Annotated in this window: 25 protein-coding genes; 15 read left to right on the forward strand and 10 right to left on the reverse strand. The window is 39.3% G+C overall.

Annotation, left to right across the window (positions count from 1 at the left end):
* Nucleotides 1-126 precede the first annotated feature (126 nt).
* The 8 genes from B155_RS0108565 (at nt 127) to coaBC (ending at nt 6,160) form a co-directional block, all read left to right on the forward strand.
* Nucleotides 127-678, forward strand: a complete 552-nt coding sequence (locus B155_RS0108565) for a cob(I)yrinic acid a,c-diamide adenosyltransferase (protein WP_018127854.1) — start codon at nt 127-129, stop codon at nt 676-678.
* A 56-nt stretch (nt 679-734) separates the two neighbouring features.
* Entirely contained in the window at nt 735-2,087 is a 1,353-nt protein-coding gene (gene glmM / locus B155_RS0108570) for a phosphoglucosamine mutase (protein WP_018127855.1), read from the forward strand.
* Nucleotides 2,088-2,193: 106 nt separating this feature from the next.
* Complete coding sequence (gene msrB / locus B155_RS0108575) at nt 2,194-2,646, forward strand: peptide-methionine (R)-S-oxide reductase MsrB (RefSeq protein WP_018127856.1); 453 nt, start codon at nt 2,194-2,196, stop codon at nt 2,644-2,646.
* A complete protein-coding gene (locus B155_RS0108580; RefSeq protein WP_026167276.1) occupies nt 2,643-3,086 on the forward strand; it encodes a DinB family protein in 444 nt (147 codons plus the stop codon). Before msrB ends, B155_RS0108580 begins: the two co-directional genes overlap by 4 nt.
* 116 nt (nt 3,087-3,202) lie before the next feature.
* Nucleotides 3,203-4,084 (forward strand): YicC/YloC family endoribonuclease, encoded by an 882-nt coding sequence (locus B155_RS0108585; RefSeq protein ID WP_018127858.1) that lies wholly within the window; start codon nt 3,203-3,205, stop codon nt 4,082-4,084.
* Between the two features lie 14 nt (nt 4,085-4,098).
* Nucleotides 4,099-4,671: a guanylate kinase gene (gmk, locus tag B155_RS0108590; protein WP_018127859.1), complete on the forward strand. Its 573-nt coding sequence runs from the start codon at nt 4,099-4,101 to the stop codon at nt 4,669-4,671.
* A gap of 5 nt (nt 4,672-4,676) precedes the next feature.
* Nucleotides 4,677-4,967, forward strand: a complete 291-nt coding sequence (gene rpoZ, locus B155_RS0108595; RefSeq protein ID WP_018127860.1) for a DNA-directed RNA polymerase subunit omega — start codon at nt 4,677-4,679, stop codon at nt 4,965-4,967.
* A gap of 2 nt (nt 4,968-4,969) precedes the next feature.
* Nucleotides 4,970-6,160 carry a bifunctional phosphopantothenoylcysteine decarboxylase/phosphopantothenate--cysteine ligase CoaBC gene (gene coaBC, locus B155_RS0108600; RefSeq protein ID WP_018127861.1) on the forward strand — a complete coding sequence of 397 codons (1,191 nt, stop codon included), beginning with the start codon at nt 4,970-4,972 and terminating at the stop codon, nt 6,158-6,160.
* Nucleotides 6,161-6,162: 2 nt separating this feature from the next.
* On the opposite strand, the gene B155_RS0108605 is transcribed toward coaBC, so the two are convergent.
* On the reverse strand, nt 6,163-8,286 hold the full coding sequence (locus B155_RS0108605) for a PAS domain S-box protein (RefSeq protein WP_018127862.1): 2,124 nt from the start codon (nt 8,284-8,286) through the stop codon (nt 6,163-6,165).
* 187 nt (nt 8,287-8,473) lie between these two features.
* On the opposite strand from B155_RS0108605, the gene B155_RS0108610 reads away from it, so the two are divergent.
* Nucleotides 8,474-8,896: a hypothetical protein gene (locus B155_RS0108610; RefSeq protein ID WP_026167277.1), complete on the forward strand. Its 423-nt coding sequence runs from the start codon at nt 8,474-8,476 to the stop codon at nt 8,894-8,896.
* Nucleotide 8,897: 1 nt separating this feature from the next.
* Nucleotides 8,898-9,749 carry an esterase/lipase family protein gene (locus B155_RS0108615; RefSeq protein WP_018127864.1) on the forward strand — a complete coding sequence of 284 codons (852 nt, stop codon included), beginning with the start codon at nt 8,898-8,900 and terminating at the stop codon, nt 9,747-9,749.
* A gap of 17 nt (nt 9,750-9,766) precedes the next feature.
* Here B155_RS0108615 and surE read toward each other — a convergent pair whose 3' ends face one another.
* The 7 genes from surE to B155_RS0108650 form a co-directional block, all read right to left on the reverse strand.
* Entirely contained in the window at nt 9,767-10,534 is a 768-nt protein-coding gene (gene surE / locus B155_RS0108620; protein ID WP_018127865.1) for a 5'/3'-nucleotidase SurE, read from the reverse strand.
* Nucleotides 10,534-11,361: a 3-methyl-2-oxobutanoate hydroxymethyltransferase gene (panB, locus tag B155_RS0108625; protein ID WP_018127866.1), complete on the reverse strand. Its 828-nt coding sequence runs from the start codon at nt 11,359-11,361 to the stop codon at nt 10,534-10,536. Before panB ends, surE begins: the two co-directional genes overlap by 1 nt.
* Before the next feature lie 6 nt (nt 11,362-11,367).
* Nucleotides 11,368-11,799: a 3-hydroxyacyl-ACP dehydratase FabZ gene (gene fabZ / locus B155_RS0108630; protein WP_018127867.1), complete on the reverse strand. Its 432-nt coding sequence runs from the start codon at nt 11,797-11,799 to the stop codon at nt 11,368-11,370.
* A 34-nt stretch (nt 11,800-11,833) separates the two neighbouring features.
* A complete protein-coding gene (gene ubiE / locus B155_RS0108635; RefSeq protein ID WP_018127868.1) occupies nt 11,834-12,523 on the reverse strand; it encodes a bifunctional demethylmenaquinone methyltransferase/2-methoxy-6-polyprenyl-1,4-benzoquinol methylase UbiE in 690 nt (229 codons plus the stop codon).
* Nucleotides 12,524-12,614: 91 nt separating this feature from the next.
* Nucleotides 12,615-13,244 carry a histidine phosphatase family protein gene (locus tag B155_RS0108640; protein ID WP_040368363.1) on the reverse strand — a complete coding sequence of 210 codons (630 nt, stop codon included), beginning with the start codon at nt 13,242-13,244 and terminating at the stop codon, nt 12,615-12,617.
* A 2-nt stretch (nt 13,245-13,246) separates the two neighbouring features.
* Nucleotides 13,247-13,885, reverse strand: coding sequence for a hypothetical protein (locus B155_RS0108645; protein ID WP_018127870.1), 639 nt, complete (start codon nt 13,883-13,885; stop codon nt 13,247-13,249).
* A 30-nt stretch (nt 13,886-13,915) separates the two neighbouring features.
* Nucleotides 13,916-14,515, reverse strand: coding sequence for a ComF family protein (locus B155_RS0108650; protein ID WP_018127871.1), 600 nt, complete (start codon nt 14,513-14,515; stop codon nt 13,916-13,918).
* 199 nt (nt 14,516-14,714) lie between these two features.
* Between B155_RS0108650 and B155_RS0108655 the strand changes: the two genes are divergently transcribed.
* The 4 genes from B155_RS0108655 (at nt 14,715) to B155_RS0108670 (ending at nt 19,482) form a co-directional block, all read left to right on the forward strand.
* Nucleotides 14,715-15,821, forward strand: a complete 1,107-nt coding sequence (locus B155_RS0108655; protein ID WP_018127872.1) for a helix-turn-helix domain-containing protein — start codon at nt 14,715-14,717, stop codon at nt 15,819-15,821.
* An 8-nt stretch (nt 15,822-15,829) separates the two neighbouring features.
* Nucleotides 15,830-17,827: an NAD-dependent DNA ligase LigA gene (ligA, locus tag B155_RS0108660; RefSeq protein ID WP_018127873.1), complete on the forward strand. Its 1,998-nt coding sequence runs from the start codon at nt 15,830-15,832 to the stop codon at nt 17,825-17,827.
* A 70-nt stretch (nt 17,828-17,897) separates the two neighbouring features.
* Nucleotides 17,898-19,112 carry an alanine dehydrogenase gene (locus B155_RS0108665; RefSeq protein ID WP_018127874.1) on the forward strand — a complete coding sequence of 405 codons (1,215 nt, stop codon included), beginning with the start codon at nt 17,898-17,900 and terminating at the stop codon, nt 19,110-19,112.
* Between the two features lie 4 nt (nt 19,113-19,116).
* Nucleotides 19,117-19,482, forward strand: a complete 366-nt coding sequence (locus tag B155_RS0108670; RefSeq protein ID WP_018127875.1) for a hypothetical protein — start codon at nt 19,117-19,119, stop codon at nt 19,480-19,482.
* A gap of 21 nt (nt 19,483-19,503) precedes the next feature.
* On the opposite strand, the gene acs is transcribed toward B155_RS0108670, so the two are convergent.
* Nucleotides 19,504-21,402, reverse strand: a complete 1,899-nt coding sequence (gene acs / locus B155_RS0108675) for an acetate--CoA ligase (protein WP_018127876.1) — start codon at nt 21,400-21,402, stop codon at nt 19,504-19,506.
* A gap of 211 nt (nt 21,403-21,613) precedes the next feature.
* Nucleotides 21,614-22,177 (reverse strand): RNA polymerase sigma factor, encoded by a 564-nt coding sequence (locus B155_RS0108680; RefSeq protein WP_018127877.1) that lies wholly within the window; start codon nt 22,175-22,177, stop codon nt 21,614-21,616.
* A 342-nt stretch (nt 22,178-22,519) separates the two neighbouring features.
* On the opposite strand from B155_RS0108680, the gene B155_RS13920 reads away from it, so the two are divergent.
* Nucleotides 22,520-22,693 (forward strand): hypothetical protein, encoded by a 174-nt coding sequence (locus tag B155_RS13920; protein WP_018127878.1) that lies wholly within the window; start codon nt 22,520-22,522, stop codon nt 22,691-22,693.
* Nucleotides 22,694-22,886: the final 193 nt, after the last annotated feature.

Raw genomic sequence — 22,886 nt, forward strand, 5'->3', positions numbered from 1 at the left:
TTACCGTCCTTAAGTTAAAGCTCCACTAAGATACTATGCTTCTTTTGTAATTTGAACTACTAAATTGATGGATTAGTAATCAGTATCTTTGTTTTTAAAAGACTATTTTTTCAGCAAAACTCAACTATGAAGATTTATACTAAAAAAGGCGATTCTGGAGAAACCTCACTATTTGGAGGTCAGCGTGTTTCCAAAAGCTCTGACCGAATCGCTGCTTATGGCACGGTAGATGAACTCAATTCCGTACTTGGATTAACGTTAAGCTACGAAGTTCACACCACCACTAGAGAGTTACTTGAAAAGGTTCAGATTCAATTGTTTGTACTAGGTGCCGATTTAGCCACCCCTCCTTCACGTGAAGTGAGAATTGACCGAATTGGGGATGAAGAAATAATTTTTCTAGAAAAAGCCATCGACCAAATGGAGACAGAATTACCTCCATTAAAGAGTTTTATCTTACCGGGAGGCTCACAAGCTGGTGCAACCTTACACATTGCCAGAACGGTTTGTAGAAGGGCTGAACGTATCAGTGTTGATTGCGCTAAAGAAGATTCCATCTCTGAATTTGTGGTACGATATCTAAATCGATTATCTGATTTTCTCTTTGTACTCGCTCGATATGAAAACAAACAGAGTGGCAATCAAGAAACCCCTTGGCTCCCTGAAAAAAGTAAATAGGTATCACTCAGGAATAACCCATTCGAATAAAAATTTAAACCATAGAATAGAAGCCCATGGCATTAATGATTTCTGTCTCAGGTATTAGAGGCATTTTTGGCACAGACTTAACCCCAGAAAATTTAGCTCGCTTTACAGCAGCATATGGCACTTGGTTAAAAGGTGGTACGGTTGTTTTAGGAAGAGACTCGAGAGTAACTGGTGAGCTATGCGAGCATATTGTTGCTTCAACTCTAGCCAGTGTTGGCTGTAATGTAATCAAAGCTGGTATTGTACCTACTCCAACGGTTGCAATGGGGGTACTTCGCCACAAAGCGGACGGAGGCATCATTATCTCTGCAAGCCATAATCCAGCAGAGTGGAACGCGCTTAAGTTACTGAATAATACCAGTGAGTTCATGGATGCCGAACAAGGTAAGGCAATGATAGAAATCGCTGAAAAAGGCGAATTTTCTTACAAGAAGTATGATGAAATAGGCACTATAACCGAAGATAACGACCTCTTAGACTATCACATCTCAAAAATTCTTGAGCTTCCTTTTATTAACGCAGACACTATTAAAGCAGCTAATTTATCTGTAGCCGTTGATGCTGTAAATGGAGCCGGTTCGGATGCTGTTCCCCTATTGTTGGATAAACTTGGTGTTAGCCAAACACACAAAATTCATTGCACGCCCAATGGACTTTTCCCTCATAATCCAGAGCCACTTCCAGAACATCTCACAGAAATATGTGACCTGGTAAAATCTTCAGGAGCTGATATTGGTGTTGTTACAGATCCAGATGCTGATCGATTAGCACTTGTAGATAATAACGGAAAACTATTCGGTGAAGAATATACTCAAGCTTCGGTATTCGACTTCATTCTTAGCAAAAATGCGGGGAGTACCGCCACTAACCTTTCATCATCTAGAGTCGCCGATGATATCGCAGAAAAGCATGGACAAAAATGTCATCGTTCTGCTGTTGGCGAAATCAATGTGGTAAAGAAAATGCAAGAATACGATGCTGTTGTAGGTGGTGAAGGCAGCGGTGGCGTAATTGTACCGGCACTACATCATGGTAGAGATGCCTTGGTAGGAATTGCATGTGTACTTCAACAACTGGCTGAGTTTGATGGCTCCTCTTCTGACTACAGAGCCACTCTCCCGAACTACTATATGAGTAAAAGTAAGATCCAATTAGCTGAATTGGGTAAAAATGCAGATGATGTACTCACGATGGTGAACAACCATTATTCAGAATTAAATCCCAATACTGTAGATGGGGTTAAAGTAGATTTCGAAGAAGGATGGGTTCACTTACGTAAATCAAACACAGAACCTATAATCCGAATTTATAGCGAAGGCACATCGCCAGAAGCCGCCCAAGCTTTTGCACAAAAGGTAAAAGAGCTTGTAGCAAACTAGACTTAAAGCCCTCTTTTGAGGGCTTTTTCTTTTCCCTAAAGGAATCATTTTAGTGAACTTTTTGCTTTCTGCGGTTAAAATACTTTATTAGTCTAAATTTCCTTTTATGCTGAAGTGGATAGATATTTTAAATTTTGCTCGAAATGGTAATCCGGAACCCGATCAAAGGGTTGAGAAATCGGAAACCGAATGGAAGCAACTATTAACCGATGAACAATTTGCTGTAACCCGCCAAAAAGGTACTGAACGTCCTTTTTCGAGTGATGTGTGCAGTCGTTTCGATCCCGGTATTTATGCCTGTGTTTGCTGCAACACACTACTCTTTGATGCCAACGAAAAATTCGAAAGTGGAACTGGTTGGCCATCTTTTACCCAACCTATAAAAGAAAATGCAGTCGCTTATCTTAAAGACCATACACATGGAATGGTTCGCGTGGAAATAGTTTGTAATACCTGTAATGCACATCTTGGACACATCTTTCCTGACGGACCACAACCAAGTGGTTTGCGATATTGTGCTAATGCCGTTAGTCTAAAAAAAGTGGAGGAAACAGTTTGAATCCCGATACACTCTGTCAATTATTCGCCCGTGATTTTGAGACCTTAGAATCTGAAATCATGAGTTATAACAACGAACATAATCTCTGGATCAAAGAATCAGGGATTAATAATAGCGGTGGAAACCTTGCCCTTCACATTGCAGGCAATCTATCTCATTTTTTTGGAAGCGTAATAAGCAAAGATGGATACGAGCGTGACAGAGATTTTGAGTTTAATGGCAAAACAGATCGGTCTGAATTACTGATGCGCATCAGAGCGGCCAAGAAATCTGTATGCGACACATTAGATAGCATGACAGATGAAGAACTTTCAAAAAACTATCCTATCGAACCCTTCGGACATGAAATGACCGTTGAATACTTCTTCATGCACCTGTACGCACATATGAGCTACCATTTAGGTCAAATAAATTACCATCGTCGGTTATTAGACAACTAATTTATTAAACCTCGAGCTAACTGCTTTATTTCCTAATTTTTTAAAGTAGCACTCACTGTTTATTCCTGCCTTCTACTTTTGTACCTTTGCACAGCTAAAAAAATATTGGTTCTATTATGATTATTTCAATGACGGGGTTTGGACGGGGTGAAGCCGTAGAAAACGGCATTTCAGCAACCGTAGAGATCAAATCACTCAATAGTAGGTACATGGATCTTTCCATTCGTCTACCTCAACGACTTCAAGATAAAGAGCTCACTTTAAAAGAGCTTATTCAGTCCATGATATATCGTGGCAAGCTGAATGTTTCTGTACACGTGTCGGAAGTTGATTCGGGTGAGCCTCACATTGAAGTAGATGAAGTAAAAGTAAAAGCCTATGCTCGTTTGCTACGCCAGGTTCAAAGCGCAGCCGATATTGAAGGCGATTTAAGTATCAGAAACATCACGAGTTTTAATGATGTTTTCATCACTAAAGAAGATGATGAAGAAATTTTAGCCCAAAAATGGGTTGTGGTTCAAAAAGCTGCAAAACAAGCGCTTGAGAATTTAATAGCGATGCGCACTCGAGAAGGAAGTCAATTGAAAAAAGACTTACTCGAACGCATTGAAGCCATAGAGTTAAACCTCAACGAAGTTGAAAAGGTAAGTGATGGCCGAGTTGATGAGGTACGGAATAAACTCAGAGATCGTATTCAGCAGTTGCTGGATGATGAAAACTTTGACCGCGATCGGTTAGAAACGGAAATCGCCGTGATTGCTGATAAAATGGACATCACTGAAGAAATTGTTCGAATGCGAGCACATTTAAAATTCTTTATTGAAGCCATTGAACAGCCAGAGCCATCAGGACGTCGCTTGAATTTCCTCACACAAGAAATGAACCGTGAACTCAACACCATTGGTTCTAAAGCCAACGATTCTGGTATTGCACATCACATCGTTCGATCGAAGGAAACATTAGAGCAAATTCGCGAGCAAGTTCAAAACGTAGAATAAGAAGAGACAGGTACTTGAAAAAAGGAAAACTAATCATATTAGTAGCTCCAAGTGGAGCCGGTAAAAGCACCATTGCTCATAAACTTTTTAAAGACTTCGAGCAGCTTAAATTTTCAGTTTCAGCCACTACTAGAAAGCCTCGAACAGGCGAAGTAAATGGAACTCATTATCACTTTTTAACGCCTGCAGAATTTGAGGAACGAATAGCCGAAAAAGACTTCTTAGAGTGGGAAGAATTTTACGGTGGAACACGTTATGGAACCTTACGTTCAGAGGTTGATAAAAATCTAAAATCAGGCTATTTTGTTCTGCTTGACGTTGAAGTAAAAGGTGCCGTGAATATCAAAGAACTTTACGGTAATGAGTGCCTCGGCATCTTTATTAAACCACCTTCAATGGAAGTGCTAAAACAGCGTTTAATAGCCAGAGGCACTGAAAACAACGAATCTTTAGCCCTACGTTTAGAACGAGCTAAAGAAGAACTTACTTACTCCGATCGGTTCGATCGGGTCATTATTAATGATGATTTAGAGGCAGCCTACGCTCAAGTTAAGCGCGCTGTTGAAGAATTCATGAACTCAAATTAGAGAATATGCCAATAAGAACTATTGACATCGAAGAGCTTAAAAAGACTACCGGCAACAAATATGAGTTGCTAGTTATCATGGCAAAAAGAGCACGTCAAATCGCAGCTCAAGAAAAATTAGAGTTGGATGAAAAACTTCAATACTTCGAAGGTTTCGAAGATGACGATGAGTTTTCATTCAATGAAGAACAAGAGCAGATTTCAAAATCTTTTGAAAAACTTCCTCATGCTGTTCAGCGTGCCATTAATGAAATGGAAGATGGAAAAACTTATTTCCGCCGTCCAGAAGAGGACTAATTATGCTCTCCGGTAAACGCATCATCTTAGGTGTTACCGGCGGTATCGCAGCCTATAAGGCTGTTTTTTTACTAAGAGAATTTCAAAAAGCGGGTGCTGAAGTTAGAGTCACAATGACTCCTTCTGCCACTCGCTTTGTTGGTTTAGATACTTTTGCTTCCTTATCTGGCCATGAAGTTGCCATCGACATCTTCCCAGAAGATTCAGATTCCACCGACTGGACACGTCATATTTATTGGGGCGAATGGGCTGACCTGTTTGTTATTGCACCTTGTACCGCAAATACCCTATCAAAAATTGCACATGGCACAGCCGATAACATGCTAACAAGCACCGTGCTTGCTGCTCGTTGCCCTTTATTGATTTGTCCAACTATGGATGGTGAGATGTATGAATCCCCATCGGTAACGGATAACCTTAAAACCGTGCAAGAGTTCGGTTACCATGTGTTAGAACCTGAAGCTGGTTTTTTAGCAAGTGGATTAGAAGGAAAAGGTCGATTACCCGAATTTGATGTAATTCTAGAAAAAGCCGATGAAATCATTGGTTCGATTGAAGGTCCACTTGCAGGCAAAAAAGTGGTTGTAACTGCAGGTCCTACTAGGGAATACATCGACCCTGTACGATTCATATCCAACCCTAGCAGCGGCAAGATGGGTATTGCCATGGCAGAGGCCGCATTACGCTTAGGAGCGGCTACACACCTTATTCATGGACCTATTCACGTTCCTCATCCAGAAGGTGTTACTACAGAAAGCATTATAAGTGCGGAAGATTTATTTAAAGCTATTCAGAATCACCAAGACGCGGATGTTATCATCATGGCGGCCGCCGTTTCAGACTTCACTCCTTCTACAACGCATCAGCATAAAGTTAAAAAGGATCAAGGCTCTTCGTCCATCGATTTAAAGCGCACACAAGATATACTAGCTTGGCTAGGAGAGCGAAAGCTCGAAGGACAGACTCTGATTGGGTTTGCGATGGAAACTGAGAATTTGATTGATAATGCTACCAGCAAGCTCAAGAAAAAGAATATTGATTGGATCGTAGCTAATTCCCTCTCTGAAGCTGGTGCAGGCTTTGAAGTTGACACCAATGTAGTTCACTTAATCAGCCCTTCTGATAGCCTTCAACTCAAAGGTTCAAAACTAGAAGTTGCAACTGCTGTGTTAGGTCATATTTTCAAGAAATAGCGTTATAAGCTATAACTTGCTGACCCTTTTTCATCCGACATTCTAAAACGGATAATCTGCCCACCATATCCATCCAGTTGTGGTTGTTGTTCGGCTTCTAACTGCTGAAGTAGTGTATTTATCAGTGTGGAATTGAACTTTTTACTCTCTTCTGTTCGAAGCTCATTTACCGGTGCACATTCACCATATTTAATAGAAATCATTATTTGATCTCCATCTCTTTTCAATACTAAATGGATTTGCGGATAAATCTGTGACCTTCTGTTGATTGCATCCACAAGTATTTCATTCAGTAACAAGCCTAAGGTAATAGCTTGATTAATGTTGATCTGAAGTTCTTCAACATCTGTTGTGATATCCGCTTTATCATCCATTTGCTGAATCTGTTTCACAATTTTATGGATGCACTCAACCGAGGGTATATGCGAAAAACTTTCACTTTTATATAACAACTCATGTACGGTGGCAATCGACCGAATTCTACCTTCACAGTTCGATAAAATTTCGATTAACTGTGCATCCTTCACTTCATATGATTGCAACTGAATCAAGCTAGTAACCAGGGCTAAATTGTTTTTTACACGATGGTGAATTTCACCCAACAACAGCTGCTTTTCATAGAGCGATTGTTTTAGTGTACGCTCTTTCTCTTTTAGATCTGTGATATCAATATAAATTCCATACCCTTTAAATGGCTTTTCATTTAGATACACTGGAATAGCTGACAGTATCAGATGTTTACGTTCACCGAATTTATTCAACCTAACTACTTCCTTTGTGAGCTTAATTTGGCTCATTCCTAAAGCTGGCATTTTAGGTGCTTCTTCATATTCATCATCTGGCACTATAACTGCATCAATATCTTCGCCAATGATTTCGGTTTCATCGTAACCAAACAGCTTCTTAAAACTAGAGTTTATCATCTCCACCTTATTGGTATCGTCTACCATTACTATGGCATTCGAAGAATTCTCGAATAAACTCCTAAATAGCTTCTCACTTTTTCTGATGCGCGTTTCTCTATCATTGCGGCTGGTTAGATCCTTGATGATAGATTGAATGTATGTTTGCCCTTCAATATTTATAGCTACTAAACTCACTTCCGTATCTATAACTGTACCATCAAGTTTAGAATGGCTCCATTCGAAGGTTTGTTGACCTGTTTCAATGGCTTTTTGAATATAATTCATAGCCATCTTATCCGATCTTTCTCCATTTTTCTGAAACTCAGGAGAAAAAAACACCGGTGATTGACCGACTATTTCATCCTTTGAACAACCAAATAACTGTGTCGCTCGCTCATTACAATCAAAAAAATGGCCATCTTTATAAATAAGCACTCCCTCTGTGGAAGAGTCGAACAAAGTTCTATAGCGTAATTCACTTTCTTTTATGCGAAGATCTTTTTGGTAGGCATCGGTTTTATCCTCCACAAAACACATGATGGATTCTATACACCTATTATCATCCCAAACCACACTAAAGTTCAGTTTTACTCTCTTTTGAACCGAGTCTTTTTGTGCTAAAAATGTTTCGATGTGAAATTTTTCATACTCTTTTTCTAGATAGCAGAATAGAGTCTTTTTTACCTCATTAATCTTTTCAGAACCCACAAAGTTGAGGTCAAAAATCGAAGAGCCTAATACGTCATCAGCCTTTAATCCCGAAATGGCTACCATTTGATCTGACCATTCAGATAATTTCAAATTCCGTTGCCAATGAATAATACCTAACTCAGATTTGTATAAATGTTGAGATATTAAATCGCTGTTACGAAGCTCGTGATGATCAACTTGGTTAGTTGCATGGATAGGTGTAATACTGCATCTTATTTTATCTGACTCATCACATGCCGCATCTAAAGACAAATAGGTAAGAAACTCTTCATTATTTGCTGCTTTATGCCTTCTAATTATTCTACTCGCGTAAGGGTCTCCATCTGCACAAATAATACTCTTGTCACACTCAAAACTTAAATCTTCAAGTGATTTATTTTCAAAATAAGTTTCTGGCTGCCCATATAGATTTAACGCACCTGCACTTGCTTCTATAATGACAAATGAGCGTTTTTCAATTATAAAAAAGGCATCTTTAGTGCCGTCTTTTACCCAAATCTGATTTTTCAATTATTCCCCTGGGGTATTAACCCAATGCTTTTGATGAACTAAATTTCGTGTCTACTTATCTATATGTCTGTAAATGATCGGGTATAATGTAATTTCTTTAAGAAAGAATACAAATTTAAAATCTGACCCAACTTTTTAGCTTGGATGTTTTTAGATTGTTAAATCTAACTTGGGTAAATAAATAAGCTTGAAAATTAGAAATAAAAAATCGCTAACCACTATTCTGCTGGCGTTATTATGCGTTGTAAGTATGGTGATTCTAGTTTTCGCTAAACCTATCGAAAAGATAGATCCATCTGAGTTAATGGATCTAAATGAGCTCATAGAAACTAAATTAATTGAAGACCCAGTTATAGGTTCAAACTACAGAACCTATAAAATTGAGGTTGATAGTAGTTTCACACGAACGGTGTATAGAGTTCCTGTACCCCCTTCTTTTTCGAAGACCGTATTTCATTTCGATCTTCATAAATCTTTAACAGATTTAAAGCTTGCATCTCCAGCGAAAGTCCTTTTCCCGGAAAAGGATATGAATATCTATGTGTATGACGGCAACACGATACGTAGTACCATCCGTTTAATTACCACAGAACCTCAAAGGGCTGAATAGCATGACGAATACTCCCGCTATTTTAAAGCGATTGAAGCTTCAAGAGTTTACTCAACCTGATATTATTCCTCTAAAATATCCTGTATTTCTTTGCCATGGATTTGGCGCTATTGGTTCGTTAGTAAAACCTTCTCCCCTACATGATCCGTGCATGTTGATGAGAGAACATGGAGTATGGGCTTTTGCCCCCAATGTTGTGCCCTATGCTTCCATTGAAACGAGGGCAAAAAATTGGGTTCGCTTAATCAACTTAGTATGTGATAAATACGGCTTAGAAAAAGTAAGTGTAGTAGCCCATAGTATGGGTGGCTTAGATATGCGATTTGCTTTAGCTCATCTCGATATTGCCCATAGAGTCACCTCTTTAACTACGGTTGCTTCACCTCATCACGGCACATATTTAGCTGATCTGATTCTAAAGACCCCCGAAATCATCACAGAGAAATTAAGCGATGTGGTTGATTGGTTTGGCAATAGTGTATACCCACAAGAAAAAAGCCAGGTACTAAGTTCGGTTGAACAACTATGTAGGAACTACATTCAAAAGTCCTTCAACCCTAACACACCCAATCATCCTGATATTCCATACTATTCGTATAGTGCTGCTGTGGGGAAAGGCACTGAGAAATCATTAAACCCTGTGTTTCTCTTTCAAAATGCTCAAATCTATTCTAAAGAAGGGGTCAACGACTCATTTGTATCGGTAGAAAGTGCAAAATGGGGTGAGCATATGGGAACGCTTGAACTTTCGCATATGAACCAAATTAATGTTCAGGTAAGTAAAGAGAATAAACCGGTTTACAACCAGTTTTGGACAGGAATTCTACGGATGCTAAAAGAGCAAGGGTTCTAGACGCCTTACTCTTTTATTTACAAAAATACTTCGTCTCCGTCTTCCTTTAGAAGAGTATAATCAGTTAGATCATATTGAATAGGCGTAACTGTAGCTTTGCCTTCATTCAATACATGAATGTCTGAATCCTCTCGATCGTCAAGCAGTTCAAACTTTCCAGTTAACCAGTAATAAGCCTGGTTATATGGATCTTTACGATCTTCGTATTCCTCTACGTAACGACTATCAGCCATACGGCTCCATTCAATACCTTTGAACTCGCCTTCAGGGGCATTCACATTTAGTGTAACACCTTTTGGCAACCCACCACGGTCGAGAACATAGCGCACTACACGGCGTGCAGCTTCTTGTGCTCCTTTTAGATCTGCGTCTTCAGGGTAGGCTGTGCAACTTACAGCAATCGATGGATAGCCTAGAATCGTACCTTCGGTAGCAGCACTAACGGTTCCTGAATACAGAATATTGATACCTGCATTACTCCCGTGGTTAATACCACTTAATACTAGATCAGGCTTTTGCTCCAATAAGTTACCATGTGCAAGTTTTACACAATCGGCAGGTGTTCCATTTACAGCAAATCCTTTATACTTATTGGCAACCGTCATCTCGTTTGCTCTTAAAGGAACCGACATTGTAATAGCGTGCCCAACAGCGCTTTGTTGGCGGTCGGGAGCTACAATCACTACATCCCCAAATTCTTCTGCTACTTCAGCAAGAGCCTTAATACCAGGTGAAAAAATACCATCGTCGTTACAAACTAAAATCAGTGGTTTTTTGTCGCTCATTATCCGCCGTATTGTTCTTCTTCGTTAGGAAAATCAATTGATTTAACATCACTTATGTACTGTTGAACTGCACCTGTCATTTCAGAATGCAGATCGGCATATCTACGTAAAAATCGTGGATTGAAGCCTTTGTTAAGCCCAAGCATATCGTGAAGTACTAACACTTGTCCATCGCAACCAGCACCAGCACCAATGCCAATAGTAGGAATGTCTAATTCTTCAGAAACTCTTTTGGCTAGATTAGCAGGTATTTTTTCTAACACAATGGAAAAACATCCCGCCTCTTGAAGTAGTTTAGCATCTTCGATTAATGCTGTGGCTTCTTCTTCATCGGTAGCTCTTACTTTATATGTGCCAAACTTATAAATGCTTTGAGGAGTCAACCCTAAATGACCCATCACGGGGATACCTGCATCTACTATTTTTCGAATGGTACCAGCAATTGGTTTTCCACCTTCAAGCTTAATAGCGTGAGCGCCAGCTTCTTTCATCATCCGGCCAGCACTAATCAGGGCTTCTTTGGCCGTAACTTGATAACTCATAAAAGGCAGGTCGGCAATAACAAGTGCTCTATCAACCCCACGTACCACACATGAGGTATGATAAATCATGTGATCTAAAGTCATTGGCACGGTAGTTTCATAACCAGCCATCACATTACTTGCCGAATCACCAACCAAAATAATATCAATACCTGCTTGATCAACAATGGTGGCCATCGTAAAATCGTAAGCGGTTAACATGGAGATTTTCTCTCCATTTCGCTTCATATCTACGACCGTTTGTGTGGTAATTTTTGCGGGGCGATCAGAGGTATTCGTACTCATGGTTTTTTATTGCTTTGGAACTATTGCTGCAGATGCTTCTAACTCGCATGCAACTTCACCATCAACGGTTGCAACACCAGTCATAACTACAAAATTACGGCGCATTGAACCTAATGTAACTTCTAGTTTAAGTTGGTCGCCTGGTACAACTTGACGTCTAAACTTAGCATTCTTAATACCTGTGAATACCATTAATGAGTTTTCAGGATCTTCAACTTTTTCAGTCATTAATAAAATAGCACCCGCTTGTGCAAGCGCTTCTACTTGTAAAACACCTGGCATAATGGGCTGACCAGGGAAATGACCGTTAAAAAACTCTTCGTTTACCGTAACATTTTTAATAGCTACAATTTTATCGTCACCCTTCTCTAATACTCTATCAACTAATAAAAATGGGTAGCGATGAGGTAATACTTTTTTAATGTCTTCTATATGCATAAATCTGTTTTTTATTAATCCTTAAAATATAAATTTATCGAACCACGCCCACATATATATAGGCAATACCACCAGTTAATTTAATGGCTTTCATTTCAGTGAATGAATCAGCTTCAACCATTAACTTAATAAAGTTGTCGCCCGCTGGAAAAGCAGCACTAGTTCTAGGTAAGTAGGTATAGGCTTCACGGTTACCGCTTAAAAACCCACCTACAGCTGGCATAATATGTTGGCTGTATAAATTGTAAGGCATTTTGAGTAAACCATTGGGTTGCCCAAATTCCAAAACTACCACTCTACCACCCGGTTTTACAACACGCGCCATTTCTTTAAGTGCGGTAACAGGCTCGTCTACATTTCGGATTCCAAAAGATATACTTGAAATATCGAACCAATTATCTTCATAAGGTAAGTTCATCGCATCTGCTACTTCAAAGTCGATGCTCAACCCTTCTTTTTCTGCTTTGGCAGGAGCTGGCTCAATCATAGGAGCACAAAAATCAGTCCCCATAACATATCCTGATTCCCCAACAACCTTTTTAAAGGCAATCGCTAAATCACCGGTTCCTGTTGCGCAATCTAACACATGATCACCAGTTTTGGCCTCGCTTTCTAAAATCGCTTTTTTTCGCCACGCATGGTGTACACCAAATGATAAAACTGTATTAATTCTGTCGTAGTCGCTAGCAATATCAGCGAACATCGACCTTACTTTTTCACTCATAATTTTATTGGATTATTTAAAGCGTAAAACCAATTCTTTAGCCTGATGGTTTCAAGCTTTGAAGATAAGCAACATTCCTCATATATATGGATTAATCATGGTGCAAATCATTCAAATGATCTACCTGATTTAATAGCCGGCTTTCAAATTTACCTTTATACCACACAAGTTCATTTATGGCGCCATTGGTGTGTTCAATTTGATGCATATTCTTAAGCCCCAATCCTAGCCATTCAGATAATAAAATTCTTAACAACCGTCCGTGAAGCACAAAAACAATAGTGGATGCTGTGGTTGTTCCAAGTAATTCAAGCACCTTTTTATTTGCTCGTTTAAACACCTCAATAGGGGTCTCTCCTCCTCCAGCAGGCACATCCAACAATCCTGAACTCCAACTCGAATGCAATGCTTTAAGATCATTTATTACCTCATCAAAGGCTTTACCTTCTAATGCCCCAAAATCCATTTCGTCTAGTTCTGAATAACTTTGAATGGGAACATCATGGTGAATGCTTAAAGGCTTGGCCGTTTCTTGAGTTCGTTTTAAACCACTCGTTATAATAGCATCAACCTTTATCGTTTCAAGTTCACGCTTTATCGCCTCTGCTTGTGCTAAACCTTTTTCGTTGATTGAAGCATTTATCCCTCTCCCTTGCATCAATTTGGCCCGGTTGTAATCTGTCTCCCCATGCCTTACTAGAAATATCCTCTTATCCGACATTTCTATTTTTTCTTCCTTGTCTTGTGGTAATTCACAGTATTAATTAATGACTTTTGCATGTCTTCAATTTTGCCACTCATTAACCCTTCTTTCATTCCATATCGGATTAAAAGCATATTTAGAATCTTATCTTGGCGTTCAGCTTTATCACTTTTTTTATCCAGCCATTTCATACCTAACTGAAGCAGTCCCACTTTAAAGAGAAAAAACATCACCAAGCCGATCCAAGTAGCTACATATGCCCCCGACATACCTAACCATATGAGAGAAGCACCGGATATCACATAAATAAAGCCATCAAAATTTAGAAGTCTCGCCAAACTATTTAATCCAGGGTATGCAAAGGCACTGGTATTCCTATACCACATAACAAAAAAGAGTAAGGAGATGATACCTGACAAGTATGGATTAACCCCAAGCAATGCGAGAATGAGATATACTACCAGCGAAAACCCATTAGCACTAGCTACCCAATGATCTGCATTTTTAATGATATCCTCGACCTTAAACTTCTTAAGAAGCCCCGGGATATAGTTATTAATCTGTTTGCTGTTTGTATGATACCAATTGCCACTGGAGGTAGTAATACCGTCCTGCAATTCCATCATGTTCCATTCGTATTTGCTTGGTTCTCTAGTCATGGCAGAATATAAGTTAAAGATTAACTTAATTCATGCCTGTGCCACTGTCGCGATGCAGATACTTGAAGGCTTTGCAATTTTTAATTCATTGGCAAGCTCAAAGGTTGTTGCTCCAGTAGTAATAACATCATCGATGATAATGATATGCTTACCGGTTATCTCTTCTGCATCCTCCATCCTAAATGCTTTCGAAATATTCGCTCTTCTCTTTTTTAGACTATAACCCGTTTGTGACTTCGTATTCTTAATTCGCCGAACACTTTTTGAATCACACAGCGGAATACCTAGAACTTCCGATACTCCCATAGCTATATATCTCGCCTGATTAAATCCGCGCATCCGTTTTTTTCTGGGGTGAAGTGGAACCGGCAGTATTAATGAATTCTCTTTATTCAATATTTTTGCAGCAGGAATTTTTTTAATTCGCGCTCCAAGAAATAATCCTAAATCTTCACCTACAGCGGTTAATCGGTGATATTTCAATTTGTGTAGAATTTCCTGTAGATATCCCCCTTTGTCAAAACTCCAAAGTGCTACCCTGAACGAGACCCCTTCAGGCATATTAATTCTATCCTCATAGCTTTGTGTAGCACTCTCGAATTTATAAACGGCACATTCGGTACAAATCATCTTAAATTTTCCGGAAACTTTGGTGCCACAAAGCAGGCAAACTTCGGGAAATAACAGATGACTTATGGAGGAACTAAAATATTTAACGAGCTTGAGCACTTTATTTCTTTTTTAAATTTGAAATGTTGCTTTTGCTGACAACTTTAATTACTTAGTTTGCTCTGTAAATCACAAAAAATGAAATTTAATTTAGTTGCATATGTCGCTGGGTAATGATCTCGCAACCATCCGAAAGGAGAAGAACTTAACGTTAGAGGATATATTCAACTCTACAAAAATACCGGTTCATACCCTTCAATCTATAGAAAATGACACTCTACTAAGTAGTTCCAGCGAGAGTATTACATATCTTCGAAGTTTTATTCGAAGTTATGCGAAGGCTTTAAAGATCCCGACTGATCATATTAGAGTAGCACTGGAAAAAACAGAAGCAGGCACATATAGCAACGATTTACTAATTTTGCGCGACCCCAACACCTCTGTTGAGTCATATAGTGTAAATAAGGATACAGTTGAAGTTGATTCTACGAATGTAGCTAGTACAGAGTCATCCACTGCATCTACCTATGAAGAAGAGATCGAAGAAAGTCCCGAATTTTTACAAGAGGAACCGGTAGCTGCCACTCAAGATAAGCCTACCGTTGCTACTGTAAATTGGGCCGACATGAGCAAGAAAGTTTATGCAGCTCCAACAAATTCTAAACTTGGTATTCTATTAGGCATCTTTTTTACAATAATTGTGCTTGGTGCAGTTGGGTATTATTTCGGTCAAGATTTATTCACCAAAGAAGAAGGTGGAATTCTGAGTAATGAAGTCACACAATCTGAACCATCATCGAATAATGACCTAAATACTTCGGTTATAGATACTACAAGTACTACTTCAGTACCACTTAGTTCACCAACAAACTCTTCGGCTGGACAAAACTCAAATTCTGCAATTACTTTAGATGACACTATTACTGTGGCAGTTTATGCCGCATATGATGTATTAGACCCCGTTCGTGTTACTAGTGATTTTAATGGTAAAACCAATCCATTTTGGATGAACCAAGGCGAAGCTTATAACTTCGATTTTAGTGATTCCCTACTCGTTCGTGGTCAGTATTCAAGAATGCTTTTATTGTTTAATGGTCATGTGATTGACAATCCTCGTCAAAATCATTTTGATCCTGAGTTAAATTCAGTAGTTATTACGCGCGAAATCCTCAATCAACCACGATACCTACAAGCTGCACCATTCACGTTTCCAGAAAACCTAGGTGTAGCAGCACCAGATAGTATCATATACCCTATTCGATTTTAGAAAACTCAATGAAGAAAGAAGAGGCTAAAACCCGAGTTCAAGAACTTAGAACTCTCTTAGAAGAAGCAAACAAAGCCTATTACGATCACGCTCAACCCTTTATGAGCGACAAGGAATTCGATGAGAAGCTCAAAGAATTAGAACAACTTGAAGCCGAGTTTGGACTACTCGACCCTAGCTCTCCTACACAACGAGTTGGTGGTGAAGTATCATCTGAATTTGAGACCGTTGAGCACCCAATACCTCTTTTAAGTTTAGATAATACCTATAACGAAGAAGAGCTAAACGATTTTGACAAAAGGGTTCAAAAATTACTCGGACACAACAATTACGATTATTTTGTTGAACTGAAATTTGACGGTGCCTCCATTCGACTTCGTTATGAACACGGTAAACTTGTAGTGGGTGCAACACGTGGTGATGGCCAGAAAGGCGACGACATTACACGAAATATTCGCACCATCCGTGATATCCCTCTTCAGCTAAAAGGTAATTACCCAGAAGTAGTTGAAGTACGAGGTGAAGCATTCATGGAACGGGAAGCCTTTGCACGACTTAATCAAAAACGTGAAGAAGAGGATTTGAGCACCTTTGCCAACCCAAGAAATTCAACAGCCGGTTCTTTGAAAATGCAGGATCCAAAGGCTGTAGCTCAAAGGCCTATAAAGTTTTTTGCCTTCGACGTACTTTTCGATAACGAAGACCAACAGCTCACTCAATCTAAAAAGAATGAGTTGATGCAAGAATTTGGGCTCCCTATCAACGAGCATCCCAAAGTTTGTTCAACTATCCAAGAAGTTCATTCACAAATCAAAGAATGGGATGAACTTCGACATAAGCTCCCATACGAAACCGATGGTGTGGTTATAAAAATCAACCAATCATCACTGCGTGAGCAACTCGGAACTACATCGAAATTCCCGCGTTGGGCTATAGCCTATAAATTTGAAGCCGAACAAGCTACTACTATAATTAATGATATTACCCTTCAAGTTGGACGATTAGGGACTATTACGCCCGTGGCTGAACTTAATCCGGTATTACTTGCGGGAACCACAGTAAAACGAGCTTCCCTTCATAATGAAGATGAAATTCAACGTAAAGACATTCGTATCGGAGATTCTGTAGTTGTTGAAAAAGCTGGTGAAATCATCCCTCAGGTCATAAGTGTAGTAAATCCTGACAACCCAGATCGAAATCAACCTTTTGAATTCCCTTCTCATTGTCCAGCATGTAGTGCTGAACTCATTAAGTATGAAGGTGAAGTGGCTTGGAGATGTATTAATCCTATTTGTCCACCGCAACTGCGAATAAAAATTGAACATTTTGCCGCTCGTGATGCTCTAGATATCGATGGACTTGGGGAATCCGTTGTAGATCAACTGGTTTCAGCTAATTTGATTACCAATTACGCTGATCTTTATGACCTTAGCATTGATCAAATTACGCCACTAGAGCGTATGGCTGAAAAAAGTGCCCAAAATCTTATCAATGGAATTGAAAAGAGTAAATCACAACCTTTCGAAAAAGTATTGTATGCCCTTGGTATTCGCTTTGTTGGTAAGACCGTTGCAAAGGATTTAGCCTATGCATTTAAATCCCTATCTGCACTCCAATCTGCTACTGAAGAAGAACTACTTGCCGTAGATTCTATCGGCCCTCGAATAGCCGAATCAGTGGTAAGCTTCTTCCAGAATGAAACCAATCAGGCCATCATTCAACGCTTAGTTGAAGCTGGACTTCAATTTGAAGTGGAAGAGAAAGAACAAGCTTCATCTGCATTAGAAGGCATGAAAATCGTGTTAACAGGAACTTTACCGACTCTTTCTAGAAATGAGGCTAAAGAATTGATTGAGAAGCATGGCGGTAAGACAACCTCGTCGGTGAGTAAAAATACAGATGCGGTATTAGCTGGTGAAGCTGCTGGTAGTAAGCTTACAAAAGCTCAAGACCTAGGCATTGAAATTTGGGATGAAGAATCATTCCTTCAGAAAATCGGAGAATAAGCCTGATTCATTCTAGTTCTATATTTCAAATCGATTTCACTATCTTATTTTAACTAATGAAGGATAGACCATGGAATTGAACCCGCTTGATACGGAACAAATCGGTTTAAAAACACTCGAGAAGCATCTGATTAGATCTTCAACCAAAGTTTCTTTAAAAATTGGGCTTCCGAAAGAGATTTCGAACGATGAAAAGAGAATCTCTTTAACCCCTGGTGGTGTTTCTATTCTTCGAGGAAATGGTCATGAAGTCTATATTGAGAAAGGAGCCGGTGAAGAAGCTAACTTTTCTGACCGTGACTATGCAGATGCTGGTGCTGAGATCGCTTACAGCACCCAAGATGTGTTTAAGAAGTCGGAGCTCATTCTAAAAGTAGCCCCACTCACCTCCGATGAGCTGGAATACCTCGAGCCAGAACAATCCATTATTTCTGCCCTACATATGGGCAATCAAAATGAGGCTTATGTACAAGCTCTAATTGAAAAGTCGATTACGGGTATTGCCTATGAATTCATTAAAGATCGTGATAATGAATTTCCAATCGTCCGTATGATGCATGAAATCACAGGCTCAATTGCGGTTCAAAAAGCGGCCCATTATTTAGAAAATCAGAGTCTAGGTCAAGGAATAATGTTAGGCGGAATTTCTGGTGTACCGCCTGCTACTGTGGTGATTTTAGGGGCAGGAATTACAGGTGAATATGCTGCACGCACCGCCTTAGGATATGGCGCCCAAGTATTCGTTATGGATACCAACTTAAATGCCCTTCGCCGACTTGAAAACGCATTAGATCGTCGAATCATTACAGCTGTTGCCAACGAGCAGTATCTGAGTTCTGCACTAAAATTTGCGGATGTTATTATCGGAGCCGCTGTTGCCGAAGGTGATCGGTCTCCATGCTGGGTTACTGAAGATATGGTTGCTGGAATGAAGCCCGGTAGTGTTATTGTAGACACGGTGATAGACCAAGGTGGGTGTATTGCAACAAGCCGTGCTACAACCCATTCTAATCCGATTTATAAAGCCTTCGACGTTACGCACTACTGCGTGCCTAATATGCCCGCTGATGTTGCTAGAACTGCCACCTACGCCCTTAATAATGTTTTGGTACCCTATGTACTAGCTATAGGAGATGCAGGCGGAGTAAAAGAATGCCTTTGGGCTAACACAGCACTTCGAAATGGTGCCTATGTTTATAAAAAGCACTTAACGAAGAAATCACTCGCTCAATTATTCCAAATGGATTATCGCGATATAGAAATGCTTATTGCTTCCAAAATCTGATCGTATGTCAGAATTATCCGAAAATAATTACATCCGTATTGTTGTAATAAATTGGGCCATATGTGTACCACTTATCGTGCTCTTTGCTTGGCCCTACTACCACGCCGCTATGCTAGTTGGTATGGATGAAAGCTTCCGATATTTAGGAGCTTTCATGTTTGCTCTTCCATTCATGATTACCATTCTTCATGGACACGTAACCATGGCTTTAGGATCGGTGCATCGCCAACATTACTATACATGGTTAAAGAATCATCCATACACTTTTGGTCTGTTTTTTCACCCCATGCTAGTGAAAACCCGATTCAGAATAATTCTATTACTAGTTAGCCTGATTTTTTTACCCATAGGCTATCTACTAGGACTTTAAATTTTGGTGATCTTTCGTGCGTTAAATTGGCTTACCATCTTTTATCGCTTCCACCACTGTAGGATCTAATAAAGTGGAAGTGTCACCAAGATTATCGTGATCGTTAGAAGCTACTTTTCTAAGAATTCTTCGCATGATCTTACCCGATCTTGTTTTCGGAAGTCCAGGAACTATCTGAATTTTATCTGGTTTCGCAATCGGACCAATAATCTTCACCACTAGATCCAATAATTCTTTTTTAAAGGCCTCTGTATCATTTATTTCTCCATCACAGATCATAAAGGCATATACACCCTGACCTTTGATATCATGAGGGTAACCCACTACCGCCGTTTCTACAACTTTTGCATGTTCATCCAATGCATTTTCAATTTCAGCAGTACCAAGCCTATGGCCAGATACATTTAGCACATCATCTACACGCCCAGTTATTCGATAATAACCGTCTTCATCTCGTCTACAACCATCCCCTGTAAAATAATAACCTTTATAAGCAGATAGATAAGTTTGCTTATAACGTTCATGATCTCCATAAACGGTGCGAGCAATTGATGGCCAAGGGTGTTTAATACAAAGATTGCCCTCTACTCCATTTCCTTCAATTTCATTTCCATTCTCATCCATCAGTACTGGGAATACCCCCGGAAGTGGTAAGGTTGCAAAGCCTGGCTTAGTAGGTGTAATACCCGCTAATGGCGAAATCATTATGCCCCCTGTCTCTGTTTGCCACCAAGTATCTACAATTGCACATCGGTTCCCGCCAATATGTTCATCATACCAATGCCATGCTTCTTCATTTATAGGTTCTCCTACAGAGCCTAGCACCTTCAATGAGCTTAAATCATACTTGTTTACGTAGTCTAAACTGTACGACATCAGTGCACGAATAGCAGTAGGTGCCGTATAGAAATGAGTTACTTTGTACTTCTCAACTACTTCCCAGAATCGTCCAGCATCAGGATATGTTGGAGTACCTTCAAAAATGATACCTGTAGCTCCATTTAATAACGGACCATAAATAATATAGCTGTGCCCTGTAATCCAACCCGCATCAGCCGTACACCAATAGATGTCATCTGCTCCAACCTGAAAAACATTCCTAAATGAATAGCTAGTATACACCATATATCCACCACAGGTATGCACTACTCCTTTAGGTTTACCTGTAGAGCCAGAGGTATATAAAATAAATAATGGGTCCTCGGCATCCATCTCAACCGCCTCATGTTCTTTTGAGGCATTTCGAATTAAGTTATGCCACCACTCATCTCGTCCTTCAACCCAATTGATATCTCGATTTGTTCGTTGGCAAACAATTACATTATTAACAGATGGGCTCGTTTCAAGTGCTTTATCTGATATATCTTTGAGTGGTACGTGCTTATCTCCACGACGAAGTCCATCGTTTGTAATCAACATCTTTGCATCACAATCATTAATTCGTTCACTTAACGACTGTGCTGAAAACCCTGCAAATACGATGGAATGAACCGCTCCAATTCGTGCACATGCTAACGCAGCAATAACCAACTCAGGAGTCATGGCCATATAAATACAAACTCGATCTCCTTTTTGAATACCTTTGCTTTCTAATACATTGCTAAATCGACAAACATCCTCATGAAGCTGCTTAAAGGTAATGGTTCTTCGAAATGAATCGGGATGATTGGGCTCAAAAATAAATGCGGTTTTATTGCCAATCGTATTTAGATGGCGATCTAGGGCATTTTCTGTAATATTTAGCTTTCCGCCTTCAAACCACTTAATGTCTGCATCTTCAAAACTACCCGACTGTACATTATCCCATCGCTTCCTCCAATAAAATGTACCTGCTTCATGTTCCCAAAAGGCTAAGCGATCTTTTTCACTATCCTGAAAGGTTTCCTGGTACTCATCGTACGATTTTATATTCAGCCACATAGTTGGTCTAAGTTTTGGTTATTTAAGAATTGATTCTAGCCTTATCGAAAGCATAATAAAAGTAATATTAATCAGGCAAGCTAGAAAACAGTTACATTAGAATTTCTAGCTTTTTACAACTACGTTTTCAGCTATAAGTAGAAGGGAATTAAGAATTTGTTACACGCTCAAATAATAGAATTTTCACACTTTTTCGTGCAAATGTAAAAGATTATTCGTTCGACTTTCTCTTAAAACAGTGATGAAGTCGACTTAAAATTCTAGATTTCTTTGTGCGAACGTTAGCCCCAGAAAGATCAAACTCTTCACTAGCCTCTTCTGTAGTGGCATCGGGCTTGTCTATGAAGTACTCAATGAATTTCTTTGACTTATCCTGCAGCTCTTCTAGACATTCCTTTAATATTCTCTGGCGTTCTTTGTCTAATAGATTCTCTATTTGCTGTTCAGGCTCATATAGCTCATTTAATGCCTCTTCTTCGTACTTAAACTTATGCTGCCTTTTAGCATATCTGAGATACTCATGACGGCACGATTTGATCAAATAACTAAAGATGTACTTTGGCTCCTTGATCTTATCCTTTCTTACTTGTTCAAATACATCTAAAAATGCCTGCTGTACGCACTCTTGCGCAGAATTAGCATCCGCATTCATTGATACAGTTAAATAGTCCTCCAGTCTAGGTATAACTTCAGATATAAGATCTGTAGCCTTCTTATTGTCCCCTTCTTGAATGGCTTCTACTAACTCAGAATAATCTACTCTAGCTTTTGTCAATTTTGACTATAGATAGTTATAAAATTTATGGCCGATCGCTACGATACGTCCCCTTCATTGAAGCGCCAATATAAAACTCTGAACAACACATCAAAAGCTTTTTTAGCCCATCTATGATAGGTTAACGACTAAATATTAATTTTTTTTAACATTTATTTTGACGTGAAAATTATTTTCGATTAGATTAAATGTGTAACAAAATAAATGCACTATACTCTTTATGTCGACTATTAAAATGTCTTAGATACAAGATTAGAAAATGCAGTTGTTTTGTAACAATTCAAGGACAGTAAACTCTTGTTCTGGACCTAAAAAATATTTCACAACAAATTTTATATAAAAATGAAATCACTTAAATCTCTCTTCGCTCTTATCGCAATCGCTTCTTTCTCATTCGCTTGTGCCACAGTAACTGATGCTAACCTAGAAGAAATTGATGAGCCAACTGTTGAACAAACTGACGCTGTATTTGGTGGCAACGATTCTCAGCCGATCATCACCAAGCCAAAAATGTAATTCATTCACTATCCCATTAACTCTAAAAATACAACCACTATGAAATCACTTAAATCTCTCTTCGCCCTTATCGCAATCGCTTCTTTCTCATTTGCTTGCGCTTCAGTTACTGATGCTAACCTGGAAGAAGTTAATGAGCCTACTGTTGAACAAACCGACGCTGTATTTGGTGGCAACGATTCTCAGCCGATCA

The organism is Balneola vulgaris DSM 17893, from assembly GCF_000375465.1.
GTDB classification, from domain to species: Bacteria; Bacteroidota; Rhodothermia; order Balneolales; family Balneolaceae; genus Balneola; species Balneola vulgaris.